We start from the raw sequence: 13,525 nt of genomic DNA, 5'->3' as shown, positions 1-13,525 counted from the left end.
TCAGCCATCAGCGCCAGCCGCGTGAAAGCACCCACTGGCAAAGCGCCATCACCACGACCAGCGCAGCATAGGTGGCCATCTTTGCATCGCGCCCGAACCACCACAGCCCCGCCAGCAGCACCAGTGCACCAACAATGAAATTGATAGCAACCTGTGACCACCAGGCCATGGATTGCTGCGATTTCCCATAGATCAAAAGCGCGCACAACATCAGGGCCGGCGACAGGAAAAGTGCAGGCGCCAGGAAGTTCAGCCAATGATTCGTACTCGCAATCCATCCCATGTGCGGGCTCCGATTCCAGGGTGTTGTGTTCAGGGATGCCTGAAACTGCGCGAAATTTTATAATCCCGGGTTATGGCAGTCTGGGCACTCGGCATCAACCACCACACGGCTCCGCTTGATATGCGGGGACGTTTCGCGTTCGCGCTCGACCAGATCGTGCCCACGCTGCAGGGTCTGCGCGAATCGCTGACCGGCCCGGGCCGCCAGCACAGCGCCGTCGAGACCGCCATTCTCTCCACCTGCAACCGTACCGAGATCTACTGCGCGGCCGAAATGCCGGCCATGGACCACACGCTGCACTGGCTGGCCAACAGCGGCGGCATCTCGTCCGAACTGCTGCGCTCGCACTCCTATCTGCTGGAAGACGGCCATGTGGCGCGCCATGCCTTCCGCGTGGCCAGCGGGCTCGATTCCATGGTGCTGGGCGAGGCCCAGATCCTGGGCCAGATGAAGAATGCCGTGCGCGCCGCAGAGAACGCAGGCGCCCTGGGCAGCACGCTGAACCAGCTGTTCCAGCGCAGCTTCGCGGTGGCCAAGGAAGTGCGCAGCTCCACCGAAATCGGTGCCCACAGCATCAGCATGGCCGCTGCCGCCGTGCGGCTGGCCGGCCAGCTGTTCGAAGACCTCTCCCAGATCCGCGTGCTGTTCGTGGGCGCGGGCGAGATGATCGAGCTGGTCTCCACCCATTTCGCGGCCCGCCACCCCAAGCAGATCATGATCGCCAACCGCACGCTGGAGCGCGGCGAAAAGCTGGCCGCCCAGTTTGGCGCCGGCACCATGCGGCTGGCCGACTTGCCCGAGCATCTGCATGAATACGATGCCGTGATCAGTTGCACGGCCTCCAGCCTGCCCATCATCGGCCTGGGCGCCGTGGAAAGCGCGCTCAAGAAGCGCAAGCACCGCCCCATGTTCATGGTCGATCTGGCCGTGCCGCGCGATATCGAATCCGAGGTCAAGGACCTGCGCGACGTCTACCTCTACACCGTGGACGATCTGGCCACGGTGGTGCGCACGGGCCAGGCCCAGCGCCAGGCGGCGGTCGAGCAGGCCGAAGTCATCATCGACCACGGCGTGCAAAGCTTCATGCACTGGCTGGACCAGCGCCGCCCGCAGGCCGGCGTGGTGCCGCTGATCCGGCAGCTCAACACCCAGACCGACGAATGGCGTGCGCTGGAGATTGCACGGGCCAAGAAGCTGCTGGCCAAGGGCGAGGACATAGACACCGTGCTGGAGGCCCTGTCGCGCGGCCTCACGCAGAAAATGCTGCACGGCACCCTGGCCGAGCTGCACAAGGGTGACGCCGACCAGCGCACCCAGACCATGGACACGGTCTCGCGCCTGTTCCTGCGCTCCGCGCCAGGCGGTCCGCGCGGCACGACTCCCGACAAGGCGCTCTAGCGGCGCTCGCCTCCCTTCAGAGAGCCGCGCACCCGCGGGTCTCTGGCGCCTCGGCCCACTTCCGGCCACCTCGTTCCCCCGCCGCAGCGCTGCCCCGCGCAGCCCTTCGCACCATCGCCTCACACCATGCAAGACTTTCTGCGCCAACAACTGGAGCGCTACGCCCAGCGCCTTGAAGAACTCGACTTCCTGCTCTCGCGCGAAGACATCATGGGCGACATGAAGCAGTACCGCGCCATCTCGCGCGAGCATGCCGATGTGACGGCCATTGCCGGCCGCTATGCACGCTACCGCCAGCGCGAGGCCGATCTGGCCTCTGCCAGGGACATGCTGGACGATCCCGACATGGAGGAAATGGCGCGCGAGGAAATCTCCGGCGCAGAGATCGAGCTGGTGCAGCTGGAAGATGAACTGCAGCGCCTGCTCCTGCCCAAGGACCCCGACGACGCGCGCAACGCCTACCTGGAAATCCGCGCGGGCACGGGTGGCGATGAATCTGCCCTGTTCGCAGGCGACCTGGCCCGCATGTACACGCGCCACTGCGACGCCGTGGGCTGGAAGGTCGAGATCATGAGCGCCAACGAAAGCGAGCTGGGCGGCTACAAGGAAGTGGTGCTGCGCGTGGAAGGCACGGATGTCTACGGCCGCCTGCGCTTCGAATCCGGCGGCCACCGCGTGCAGCGCGTGCCTGCCACCGAGACCCAGGGCCGCATCCACACCAGCGCCTGCACCGTCGCCGTCATGCCCGAGCCGGACGAAACCCAGGTCATCACGCTCAACCCGGCCGACCTGCGCATCGACACCTTCCGCGCCAGCGGCGCTGGCGGCCAGCACATCAACAAGACCGACTCGGCCGTGCGTGTGGTCCACCTGCCCACGGGCATCGTCGCCGAGTGCCAGGACGGCCGCAGCCAGCACAGCAACAAGGCCAAGGCCCTGCAGGTGCTGCAGGCGCGCCTGCAGGAAAAGGAGCGCAGCGAGCGCGAGGCCAAGGAGGCCGCGCTGCGCAAGGGCCTGATCGGCAGCGGCGACCGCAGCGACCGCATCCGCACCTACAACTTCCCCCAGGGCCGGCTCACCGACCACCGCATCAACCTCACCATCTACAAGCTGCTGGCCGTGATGGAAGGCGACCTGGGCGACGTGCTCGACGCGCTGCAGGCCGCACGCGAGGCCGAACTGCTGGCCGAGCTGCAGGTCAACAGCTGAGGCGCGGGCCATGGCCAACCTACCCACCATCAAAGAGGCTCTGCAGCACTCCCAGGCCCAGGGGCTTGCGCGCATCGACGCGCAAATGCTGCTGCTGCATGTGCTCGGACGCCAGGCCGGCGGCCGCGCCTGGCTGCTCACCCACGACGGGGACGCGCTGACCGCGCCCCAGGCCGGCGTCTATGCCGCGCTGTGCACACGGCGGCTGAGCGGGGAGCCCGTCGCCTACCTGGTGGGCCACAAGGAGTTCTACGGGCTGGATCTGGCCGTGGACGCACGCGTGCTCGACCCTCGCCCCGATACCGAAACCCTGGTGGACTGGGCGCTGGAGCTGATACCCGCCCAGGCCCCGAGCGGCCCCGCATGCCGTGTTGCGGATCTGGGCACCGGCAGCGGAGCGATTGCCCTGGCCCTGCAGAGCCAGCGTCCCGGCGCCACCGTGTGGGCCGTGGATGCCAGTGCCGACGCGCTGGCCGTGGCCAGCGCCAATGCCACGCGCCTGCAGCTGGGCGTGCGGTTTGCGCATGGCAGCTGGCTGGAGCCGCTGGCAGGCCAGGCGCCGTTCAACCTCATCGTCAGCAATCCGCCCTATATCCGCGACGACGATCCGCACTTGCTGGCGTTGGAGCATGAGCCGCTGTCGGCTCTGGCCAGCGGCGCCGATGGCCTGGCCGATATCCGCGCCATCATCGCCCAGGCGCCCGCGCTGCTGGCCCGGGGCGGCTGGCTGCTGATGGAGCATGGCTGGGACCAGGCCGATGCCGTGGCCGCCCTGCTGCGCCATGCCGGCTTTGGCGACGTGCAGCATCGCCACGACCTGGGCGGCATTGCCCGCTGCACGGGCGGGCAATGGCAAGGGCAGGCCAGAGCTCTGACCTGAGCTCTGGCCTGGGCGTAGCAATCCCGCATGCTTTCAAAGTCCGCGCCGAGAGTGAAATAATCCCATCCATGCCGCCGCGCCTGCGGCGCCCACCACGACCCCGGAGCACCACACAGATGAGCGACACCCAGCAACGCATCGACCAACTGGTCAAAAGCAACAACATCCTGCTGTTCATGAAGGGCAGCGCCAGCTTTCCCATGTGCGGTTTCTCGGGCCGCGCCATCCAGATTCTCAAGGCCTGCGGCGTGGAGACCAAGGACATCTCCACCGTCAACGTGCTCGAGGACCAGGAAATCCGCCAGGGCATCAAGGACTACAGCAACTGGCCCACGATCCCCCAGCTCTACGTGCAGGGCGAGTTCATCGGCGGCTCGGACATCATGATGGAGATGTACGAATCCGGCGAGTTGCAGCAGCTGCTGGCACCCAAGGCCTGAGTTCGCAGGCTTGCGACTCGCGCGCAGCAACCCGCCTGCGCCCGCTGCTGCGCAGAATCAAGCCACCCTTGGGTGGCTTTTTTTCGCCCGTACCGGACTGCCAGCGCACTGCCCGGGCATGCCACAAGGCCAGGGGCATGTGATGTGTGGTCGAATGGACACATCTTTCACATCCGGAAAACCGCGCCTGCGCCCGCTTCTCCGCCTTGCCTATGAGTCTGTCCCAAAGTCTGCTGTTGATCGTCGCACTGATACTGACCAGTGCCTTCTTCTCCGTGGCCGAGATCTCGCTGGCCGCCTCGCGGCGCCTGCGGCTTCGGCAGATGGCGGAGGACGGGGAGCCACGCGCCGAACAGGTCATGAAGATGCAGGCCCAGCCGGGCGAGTACTTCACGGTCACGCAGATTGGGCTGAATGCCGTCGCCATCCTGGGCGGCGTGGTGGGCGAAGGGGCATTGACGCCCTATCTGGCCGAATTGCTCATGCTCTGGCTGCCCGAGAGCCGGGCACAGACCGTGGGCTTTCTGCTCTCGTTCGCCACCGTCACCTCGCTGTTCATCCTCTTTGCCGACCTGCTGCCCAAGCGCCTGAGCATGGCCGAGCCCGAAGCCCTGGCCATCCGCGTGCTGCGCCCCATGCTCTGGTGCATGGCCGTGCTCAAGCCCCTGGTCTGGTGCTTCAACCACCTGGCGGACGCCGTTGCCAAGCTCTTAGGCCTGCCCACAGTGCGCGACGACCGCATCACGCACGAAGACATCCTGGCCATGACCGAAGCTGGCGCGCGCGCCGGCGTGCTGGCCGCGAAGGAGCAGCAGGTGATCGCCAACCTGTTCGAGCTGGACTCGCGCACCATCGGCTCGGCCATGACGCAGCGCGACCGCATCGCCTACTTCCACCGTGACGACCCCGACGAACTGATCCGGGTCCGCATTGCCGAAGAACCTTTTTCCACCTACCCCGTCTGCGATGGCGACATCGACCACATCGTCGGCTATGTCGATGCCAAGGACCTGTTCCAGCGCGCGCTGAACAACCAGCCCCTGTCGCTCATGGACGACTCCCTGGTCCACAAGGTGCTGGTCGTGCCGGACCGCCTGACGCTGGCCGAGGTGCTGGAGCAGTTTCGCCAGGTGCATGAGGACTTTGCCGTCATCGTCAACGAATACAGCCTGGTGGTCGGCGTGGTCACGCTCAATGACGTGATGAGCACGGTGATGGGCGGCCTGGTCAGCCCGGGCGACGAGGAGCAGATCCTGCGCCGCGACGAGAACTCCTGGCTGATCGACGGCGTCACGCCCGTCGAGGATGTGATGCAGGCCCTGGAACTCGACGAGCTGCCCCACGCCGAGGACTACGAGACCCTGGGCGGCTTCCTCATGGTGATGCTGCGCCGCATTCCCAGGCGCACCGACACCGTGCAATGGGGCGGCTACCGTTTCGAGGTCATGGACGTGGACAGCTACCGCATCGACCAGGTGCTGGTCACGCGCATGTCCGCCAGCAGCCCGGCCGCGCCGCCCAACGCCGGCGACACGGCAGCGGCCGTGGCCAAGGTATCCAGCATGTCGTCGGAGACGTCGTCCTGACGGGCAACGCAGAACAGCAGAACAACAGCCGCGCAGCCGCTCGGCGGCGCTGCGCGGCCCTCAAGCCGAGCGCGAGGGCTCTATCTCCCAGCGCCGCTGCGCAGCGAACACCGCATTCGGGTACTGGGGCTGTCCCCGGCTGCCGTTGTAGCGGCCCAGCGCCATGTAGGCATCGCCTTTTTCGCGGTCCAGATAGTGGCGCAGGATCACGCAGCCAAAGCGCAGATTGGTCTGCATGTGAAACAGCTTGCCGATGTCTCCATCGCCGATCAGCCGCATCCAGAACGGCATGATCTGCATGTAGCCGCGTGCACCCACGCTGGAGATGGCGAACTTGCGGAACGCGCTCTCCACCTGCACCAGCCCCATCACCAGAGAGACTTCCAGGCCGGCACGCTTGGACTCGTACCAGACGGTTTGCAGGAACTCCAGCCTCGTCGCCAGCTCCGGCTTGCGCGAACGCAGGCGCTCGCTGCTGGCCGTGAGCCAGCGAAGGTAGTCCAGCCGGGCCTCGGTGGAGGCAAAGCGCAGCTCGGGCGGCGCCGATCCCGTGACGGCGGAACTCAGCGCAGTGCGCACCGAATCGGCCAGCGGCTCCTCCAGCTGGCCACCGGCCCAGGCGGGCGCGGCCAGCCCGCCGAGCAGCGGTGCCGAGCCCAGCGAAGCCGCCAGGCGCAGGCAATCGCGTCGCGTCACCACGGGCGCCTGGCTCACAGGCCCAGCCTTTGCTTGAGATGGCCCAGCACATCGGCGGCGGCCAGCTTGGTCGCTTCCGTGTCGCGGCGATGCTGGTACTCGAGCTGTCCTTCCTTGAGGCCCCGGTCGGACAGCACCACGCGGTGCGGCACGCCAATCAGCTCCCAGTCGGCAAACATGGCGCCCGGACGTTCGCCACGATCGTCCAGGATCACGTCCACACCCAGTGCCAGCAGCTCGGCATGCAGCTTCTCGGCAGCTTCCTTCACGGGTTCGCTGCGGTCCATGCCAATGGGGCAGACCACCACGGTGAAGGGCGCAATCGCGTCGGGCCAGATGATGCCGCGCTCGTCATGGTTCTGCTCGATGGCTGCAGCGGGCAGGCGCGTCACGCCAATGCCGTAGCAGCCCATTTCAAACAGCGAGGGCTTGCCGTTCTCGGCCAGGAAGGTGGCGTTCATGGCCTGGGAGTACTTGGTACCCAGGTAGAACACATGGCCGACTTCAATTCCGCGCTCAATGGCCAGCTCGCCTGCGCCATCAGGAGACTTGTCGCCAGCCACCACGTTGCGCAGGTCGGCCACCACATCAGGCTCGGGCAGGTCGCGGCCGAAGTTCACGCCGGTGATGTGGAAGTCGGCCTCGTTCGCGCCGCAGACCCAGTCGGCCATCACGCCCACCTCGCGGTCCACGACCAGCTTCACGGGCTGCTTCAGGCCGATCGGGCCCAGGTAGCCGGGCTGGCAACCGAAGTGCTCCTCGATCTCGGCCACAGTGGCAAAGCGGAAGCCCACGTCCAGGCCCGGCACCTTGGCCACCTTGATCTCGTTCATTTCATGATCACCGCGCAGCAGCAGCAGCCAGATCTGGCTGCCTGCCACCTCGCCCTTGTCGTCGAGCTTGTCGGTGGCCAGCACCAGGGACTTCACCGTCTGCGACAGCGGCAGGCCCAGCTGGGATGCGACAGATTCGCAGGTGCTGTTGCCGGGCGTCGCCACCTTGGTCATCGCCTGGGCCGCAGCGGGACGGGGACCCGCAGGCGCCAGGGCCTCGGCCTTTTCGATATTGGCGGCATAGTCGCTGCTCGGGCAGTAGACGATGGCGTCCTCGCCCGTGGAAGCGATGACCTGGAATTCCTCGCTCAGATCGCCGCCGATGGCACCGCTGTCTGCACGCACGGCACGGTACTGCAGGCCGAAGCGGTCGAAGATGCGCTTGTAGGCCGCGCGCATGGTCTGGTAGCTGACCTGGGCCGCATCACGGTCCTTGTCGAAGGAATAGGCGTCCTTCATGATGAACTCGCGGCCACGCATCAGGCCAAAGCGCGGGCGGCGCTCATCGCGGAACTTGGTCTGGATCTGGTAGAAATTCTTGGGCAGCTGCTTGTAGCTCTTGAGCTCCTGGCGCGCAATGTCCGTCACCACCTCTTCGCTGGTGGGCTGGATCACGAAGTCGCGGCCATGGCGGTCCTTGATGCGCAGCAGCTCGGGGCCCATCTTCTCGAAGCGGCCGGTCTCCTCCCACATCTCGGCAGGCTGGACCACGGGCATGGTCACTTCCACGGCACCGGCACGGTTCATTTCCTCGCGCACGATGGCCTCGACCTTGCGGATCACGCGCAGCCCCATGGGCATGTAGTTGTAGATGCCTGCACCCAGCTTCTTGATCAGGCCGGCCCGCGTCATGAGCTTGTGGCTGACCACTTCGGCGTCGGCCGGAGCTTCCTTGAGGGTGGAGATGAAAAATTGGGAGGCTTTCATGGATCAGGGGCTTCGCGGGAATCGGGGCAGCGTGCTTGCCGCTGGCAAGGCACCGTGCATAATGGACACAATTCAGAAAATTGGGGTTCGATTATGCTTGACCGGGACGGATTTCGCCCGAACGTCGGCATCATCCTGCTCAACCAAAAGAACCAGGTGTTCTGGGGCAAACGCATCCGCACCCACAGCTGGCAGTTTCCACAGGGCGGCATTGACCGGGGGGAGACACCCGAACAGGCCATGTTCCGGGAACTGCATGAGGAAGTGGGGTTGATGCCCAACCACGTTCGCGTGGTCGCCCGCACCCGGGACTGGTTGCGCTACGAGGTGCCAGACCGGTACATCCGCCGCGATGCGCGCGGACACTACAAAGGCCAGAAGCAGATCTGGTATTTGCTGCAGCTCATGGGTCACGACTGGGATTTGAACCTGCGTGCCACCGACCACCCCGAATTCGACGCCTGGCGCTGGAATGACTACTGGGTGCCATTGGACGTGGTGGTGGAGTTCAAGCGCGGCGTCTATGAGATGGCCCTGACCGAGCTGGCCCGGTTCCTGCCCCGCGGCGAACAGCAACGCAACCGTTATCTGCGCAGCGGCATGCGCCCCAGGGAAGCCCATGAACAGGGTCCTGAGACATACACTGCGCCGGGTTTGCATCCAGCACGCTCAGGCAGCTTTCGCGTCAATCCCGGCATGGAGTTGCCGCCTGGCGCCTGTTTCGATCCTGATCCACAGTCGGGGCAGCAAGCCCTGCAACCCGACCCAGGCAAGGCCTGAAACCGGGCCAGAGCCATACGCAAAAGCGCACCCGAGGGTGCGCTTTTTCTTGGCCTTGAGGGTCTGGCGCCTCAGTGCCCCGCAATCACCATGTTGTCGCGGTGCACCATCTCCGGGCCTGCGGAATAGCCCAGCAGGCGCTCGATCTCCACCGAGCTTTTGCGACACAGCAGCCGCGCCTCGGCACTTGCATAGTTGGCCAGCCCGCGCGCCACCTCGATACCCAGGGCATCGCGCACCGCGATCACATCGCCACGGGCGAACTCGCCATCCACATTCACCATGCCGATGGGCAGCAGGCTCTTGCCTTCGTCGCGCAGCTTGGCCACGGCGCCGGCATCCACGGACACGGAGCCGCGCAGTTGCAGATGGTCTGCAATCCACTGCTTGCGCGCCTGGTTCTTGTGCGTCTGCGCCAGGAGCAGCGTGCCGATGGACTCGCCTGCCGCCAGACGCACCAGCACGTCCTGCTCACGCCCCCAGGCGATGACGGTTGAAGCACCCGAGCCCGCCGCGCGCTTGGCCGCGAGGATCTTGGTGATCATCCCACCCTTGCCAATGGACGAGCCCGCGCCTCCGGCCATCTCCTCCAGCGCCGGGTCGCCGGCATTGGCCACATCGATGAAACGCGCATCGGGATTGCTGCGCGGGTCGGCGCTGTAAAGGCCTCGCTGATCGGTCAGGATGACCAGGGCATCGGCCTCGATCAGATTGGCAACCAAAGCGCCCAAGGTATCGTTGTCACCGAACTTGATCTCGTCGTTGACCACGGTGTCGTTCTCGTTGATCACCGGCACGATGCCCAGCTCCAGCAGCGTCAGCAAGGTGTTGCGCGCGTTGAGATAGCGCTCGCGGTCCGCGAGGTCGGCATGCGTGAGCAGCACCTGCGCACTGCCCATGCCCTGTTCGCGCAACTTGGACTCGTACATCTGTATCAGGCCCATCTGCCCCACGGCCGCAGCGGCCTGCAGTTCATGAATCTCCTTGGGCCGTGCAATCCAGCCCAGACGCTTCATGCCTTCGGCCACCGCGCCGCTGGAGACCATGATCACCTCGCGCCGCCGGCCTCCATGGCTTTCATCCCCGCGCACCAGGGCCGCCAGCTGGCGGCTCCATTCCTGGATCGCGGCCTCATCAAGACCGCGACCTTCATTGGTCACCAGGCTGGAGCCGACCTTGACCACGATGCGATGGGCATCACGCAACAAGTTGGAAGACATGGATGGATAGTGATTCTTGCAGCGCAGGCCGAGGCAGACCCCGCCGCTGTTGTGATCAAGGCAATGGGTGGGACAGGCCGCTCTTACTCGGAATCGCGGGGAGCAAAACGCGGGTCGGTGAGATCCACGCCATCACCCTCGACTTCGACGAAGCGTGGGTCGATTTCCTTGGGACCGGCCTCGATCTGCTGCTGTTCATGCACATGCTTGTAGATGGTGCGGATCAGCACTTCGCAGCCTTCGCGCGTCAGGGCGGAAATCTCGAACACCGGACCCTTCCACTTGAAGCGCTTGACGAAGTCCTTGACGCGTGCGGCGCGCTCCTCGGCCGGCACCATGTCCAGCTTGTTGAGCACCAGCCAGCGCGGCTTGTTGTACAGCTCGGCATCGTACTTCTGCAACTCGCCCACGATGGCCTTGGCCTGGGCCACAGGATCCACGCTGTCATCGAACGGCGCCAGGTCCACCACATGCAGCAGCAATCGGGTGCGCTGCAGGTGACGCAGGAACTGGTGGCCCAGGCCGGCACCTTCCGACGCGCCTTCGATCAGCCCGGGGATATCGGCCACCACAAAGCTTTGCTCGGCGGCAACACGAACCACGCCCAGATTGGGATGCAGCGTGGTGAACGGATAGTCGGCAATCTTGGGACGCGCATTGGAGACTGCGGCGATGAAAGTGGATTTGCCCGCATTGGGCATGCCCAGCAGACCCACGTCGGCCAGAACCTTGAGTTCCAGCTTGAGGTTCTTGCGCTCACCGGGCCAGCCAGGCGTCTTTTGCCGTGGCGCGCGGTTGATGGCGCTCTTGAAGCGCAGGTTGCCGTAGCCGCCATCGCCGCCCTTGGCAATGGTCACCACCTCGCCGGGCGTCAACAGTTCGTAGAGCACCTCCCCGGTTTCGGCATCGCTGATGATGGTGCCAACCGGCATGCGCAGCGTGATGTCGTTGCCTGCGGCACCGAACATGTCCGAGCCCTTGCCGTGCTCGCCGCGCGTGGCATCGTGGCGACGCGAGAAGCGGTAGTCCACCAGGGTGTTGAGATTGACGTCGGCCACCGCGTAGACATGGCCTCCACGGCCGCCATCTCCTCCATCGGGACCACCGAATTCCTTGTATTTTTCGTGCCGGAATGACACGCAGCCATTGCCGCCATCACCGGCAGCAATGTCGATATAAGCTTCGTCGACGAACTTCATGAGGCATCCAGTTTACAAAAAGCAGTGTGCACCAGACAGCCCCAGGCCACACCTCAGAGACGGAAAAGGGGACGAGCGCACGATGCACCGCCCTCCTGAAACGACAAAGCCCCGACAGGTCGGGGCTTCGAGCGTCGAAGTGACAGAGCTTAGGCAGCCGTCACGTTGACCGTGTGCTTGGACAGTGCACCCTTGACAGCAAACGACACATGGCCGTCCACCAGAGCGTACAGGGTGTGGTCCTTGCCCACGCCGACGTTGTCGCCGGGGTGGAACTTGGTGCCACGTTGGCGCACGATGATCGAGCCGGCGGTGATCAACTCACCACCAAAAGCCTTCACGCCGAGCATTTTGGGCTTGGAATCGCGCCCGTTTCGCGTAGAGCCGCCGCCTTTTTTCTGTGCCATGACTCAGCTCCTGGATTAAGCAGCGATCGCCACGATCTGCAGCTCGGTGAACTGCTGGCGATGGCCTTGGCGCTTCTGATAATGCTTACGACGGCGCATCTTGAAGATGTGCACTTTGTCGTGCTTGCCGTGAGCAACCACGGTTGCCTTGACAGACGCACCGGACACCAGAGGTGTGCCGACCTTGATTTCAGCGCCGTTGCCGACTGCCAGAACCTGATCGATCACAACTTCTTGGCCTACGTCCGCAGCAATCTGTTCTACCTTGATCTTTTCGCCAGCTGCAACGCGATACTGCTTGCCGCCGGTTTTTATGACTGCGTACATTTAAACCTCTTGAATTTGAGAGTTCCGCGAACGAATTTCCACGGAAGCCGGAGATTCTAGCACGCACTCACATTCCTTGCATGAAGCGCTCCCCTCCTTCGCCCAAACAACCGCCAGAGCGGGTCGCAGGCAGGGTCGCTCTTCCTATAATTGGCGATCCACTTGGCGCCCGCAGTACCTTGACCACAGCTCTCTCCACCCCCAATCCGCTTGCCCTGATCACTGACGACATGCGCGAGGTGGATCATGTGATTGCCCAGCGCCTGACGACCACCGTCCCGCTGATTGCCCAGATCTCCCAGTACATCATCGCTGCAGGCGGCAAGCGCCTGCGGCCCGCCCTGCTGCTCATGGTCTGCAATGCATTGGGATACGAAGGCAAGGACAGGCATGTCCTGGCTGCCGTGGTCGAACTGATTCATACAGCCACCCTGCTGCACGACGACGTCGTGGATGAATCCACGCTGCGTCGCGGCCGCCCGACGGCCAACGAGACCTTCGGCAATCCGGCCAGCGTGCTGGTCGGCGACTTCCTGCACTCGCGCTCCTTCCAGATGATGGTGGAAGTCGGCAGCATGCGCGTGCTCAAGATTCTCTCGGATGCCACCAACGTGATCGCCGAGGGCGAGGTCCAGCAGCTGATCAACACGCACGATGCCTCGCTGGACGAAGCAGGCTATCTGCACGTCATCCGCTCCAAGACCGCCCAACTCTTCGAGGCCAGCGCCCAGCTGGGCGCCGTGCTGGCCGACGCGCCCCGCGAAATCGAGCAGGCCTGCGCCAGCTATGGCCAGGCGCTGGGCACGGCCTTCCAGATCATTGACGACGTACTCGACTATGCAGGCGATGCCCAGGAAATGGGCAAGAACCTGGGCGATGACCTGCGCGAAGGCAAATGCACCCTCCCCCTGATTGCCGCCATGCAACGCGGCACGCCTGAGCAGGCCGCCATCGTGCGCGCCGCCATCGAACAGGGCTCCACCGAGCAACTGACTGCCGTAGTGGATATCGTGCGCAGCACAGGTGCGCTGGACGTGGCACGTGAGGCCGCACATGCCGAGGCACGCCGCGCCATCGACGCAATAAATGTGCTCCCAAGCAATTTGCATACGGCAAGTTTGCTACAATTGGCGTCTCAGCTTTTGGAGCGACGCACCTGATTCAGGCTGCTCGCTTTTTCTACAAAAGCAACGGGGTGTAGCTTAGCCTGGTAGAGCGCTACGTTCGGGACGTAGAGGCCGGAGGTTCGAATCCTCTCACCCCGACCATCTGGTCATTCCATCTCCATCACACCATTGCGCCAGGTTCAAGACCCAGGCGTGTAACAGTGTGTCTGGCAT

At 64.6% G+C, this 13,525-nt stretch carries 14 protein-coding genes and 1 tRNA gene; 8 read left to right on the top strand and 7 right to left on the bottom strand.

What is annotated here, in order from left to right:
* Positions 1-7 precede the first annotated feature (7 nt).
* Positions 8-283 (bottom strand): hypothetical protein, encoded by a 276-nt coding sequence (locus tag AAN986_RS05840; protein ID WP_047217088.1) that lies wholly within the window; start codon positions 281-283, stop codon positions 8-10.
* Between the two features lie 72 nt (positions 284-355).
* Here AAN986_RS05840 and hemA point away from each other — a divergent pair, with 72 nt between their 5' ends.
* The 5 genes from hemA (at position 356) to AAN986_RS05815 (ending at position 5,796) form a co-directional block, all read left to right on the top strand.
* Positions 356-1,681, top strand: a complete 1,326-nt coding sequence (hemA, locus tag AAN986_RS05835; RefSeq protein ID WP_017405531.1) for a glutamyl-tRNA reductase — start codon at positions 356-358, stop codon at positions 1,679-1,681.
* 126 nt (positions 1,682-1,807) lie between these two features.
* A complete protein-coding gene (prfA, locus tag AAN986_RS05830) occupies positions 1,808-2,890 on the top strand; it encodes a peptide chain release factor 1 (RefSeq protein WP_047217089.1) in 1,083 nt (360 codons plus the stop codon).
* A 10-nt stretch (positions 2,891-2,900) separates the two neighbouring features.
* The gene (prmC, locus tag AAN986_RS05825) at positions 2,901-3,770 is read left to right on the top strand and encodes a peptide chain release factor N(5)-glutamine methyltransferase (protein WP_047217090.1); all 870 of its coding nucleotides are present in this window, start codon (positions 2,901-2,903) and stop codon (positions 3,768-3,770) included.
* Between the two features lie 116 nt (positions 3,771-3,886).
* Positions 3,887-4,210 (top strand): Grx4 family monothiol glutaredoxin, encoded by a 324-nt coding sequence (gene grxD / locus AAN986_RS05820; RefSeq protein WP_012207276.1) that lies wholly within the window; start codon positions 3,887-3,889, stop codon positions 4,208-4,210.
* Positions 4,211-4,422: 212 nt separating this feature from the next.
* Positions 4,423-5,796, top strand: coding sequence for a hemolysin family protein (locus AAN986_RS05815; protein ID WP_016445655.1), 1,374 nt, complete (start codon positions 4,423-4,425; stop codon positions 5,794-5,796).
* A gap of 60 nt (positions 5,797-5,856) precedes the next feature.
* Here AAN986_RS05815 and AAN986_RS05810 read toward each other — a convergent pair whose 3' ends face one another.
* Positions 5,857-6,510, bottom strand: coding sequence for a lytic transglycosylase domain-containing protein (locus AAN986_RS05810; protein ID WP_016445654.1), 654 nt, complete (start codon positions 6,508-6,510; stop codon positions 5,857-5,859).
* On the bottom strand, positions 6,507-8,252 hold the full coding sequence (locus tag AAN986_RS05805) for a proline--tRNA ligase (protein WP_349335599.1): 1,746 nt from the start codon (positions 8,250-8,252) through the stop codon (positions 6,507-6,509). The genes AAN986_RS05810 and AAN986_RS05805 overlap by 4 nt, the downstream gene beginning before the upstream one ends.
* Positions 8,253-8,345: 93 nt before the next feature.
* Between AAN986_RS05805 and AAN986_RS05800 the strand changes: the two genes are divergently transcribed.
* Complete coding sequence (locus AAN986_RS05800; RefSeq protein ID WP_016445652.1) at positions 8,346-9,032, top strand: RNA pyrophosphohydrolase; 687 nt, start codon at positions 8,346-8,348, stop codon at positions 9,030-9,032.
* A 71-nt stretch (positions 9,033-9,103) separates the two neighbouring features.
* On the opposite strand, the gene proB is transcribed toward AAN986_RS05800, so the two are convergent.
* The 4 genes from proB to rplU form a co-directional block, all read right to left on the bottom strand.
* Positions 9,104-10,252, bottom strand: a complete 1,149-nt coding sequence (gene proB, locus AAN986_RS05795; protein WP_016445651.1) for a glutamate 5-kinase — start codon at positions 10,250-10,252, stop codon at positions 9,104-9,106.
* An 83-nt stretch (positions 10,253-10,335) separates the two neighbouring features.
* Entirely contained in the window at positions 10,336-11,451 is a 1,116-nt protein-coding gene (gene cgtA, locus AAN986_RS05790; RefSeq protein WP_016451026.1) for an Obg family GTPase CgtA, read from the bottom strand.
* A 149-nt stretch (positions 11,452-11,600) separates the two neighbouring features.
* Entirely contained in the window at positions 11,601-11,858 is a 258-nt protein-coding gene (gene rpmA / locus AAN986_RS05785; RefSeq protein WP_012207283.1) for a 50S ribosomal protein L27, read from the bottom strand.
* A gap of 15 nt (positions 11,859-11,873) precedes the next feature.
* The gene (gene rplU, locus AAN986_RS05780) at positions 11,874-12,185 is read right to left on the bottom strand and encodes a 50S ribosomal protein L21 (RefSeq protein WP_012207284.1); all 312 of its coding nucleotides are present in this window, start codon (positions 12,183-12,185) and stop codon (positions 11,874-11,876) included.
* A gap of 230 nt (positions 12,186-12,415) precedes the next feature.
* Here rplU and AAN986_RS05775 point away from each other — a divergent pair, with 230 nt between their 5' ends.
* On the top strand, positions 12,416-13,345 hold the full coding sequence (locus AAN986_RS05775) for a polyprenyl synthetase family protein (RefSeq protein ID WP_043789750.1): 930 nt from the start codon (positions 12,416-12,418) through the stop codon (positions 13,343-13,345).
* Between the two features lie 31 nt (positions 13,346-13,376).
* Positions 13,377-13,453 (top strand) — tRNA-Pro (locus AAN986_RS05770).
* The last annotated feature ends 72 nt before the right edge of the window (positions 13,454-13,525 follow it).

It is taken from the genome of Delftia sp. DS1230 (assembly GCF_040112715.1).
Lineage (GTDB): Bacteria > Pseudomonadota > Gammaproteobacteria > Burkholderiales > Burkholderiaceae_C > Comamonas > Comamonas tsuruhatensis.
This window is presented reverse-complemented; position numbering and strand designations above follow the sequence as displayed.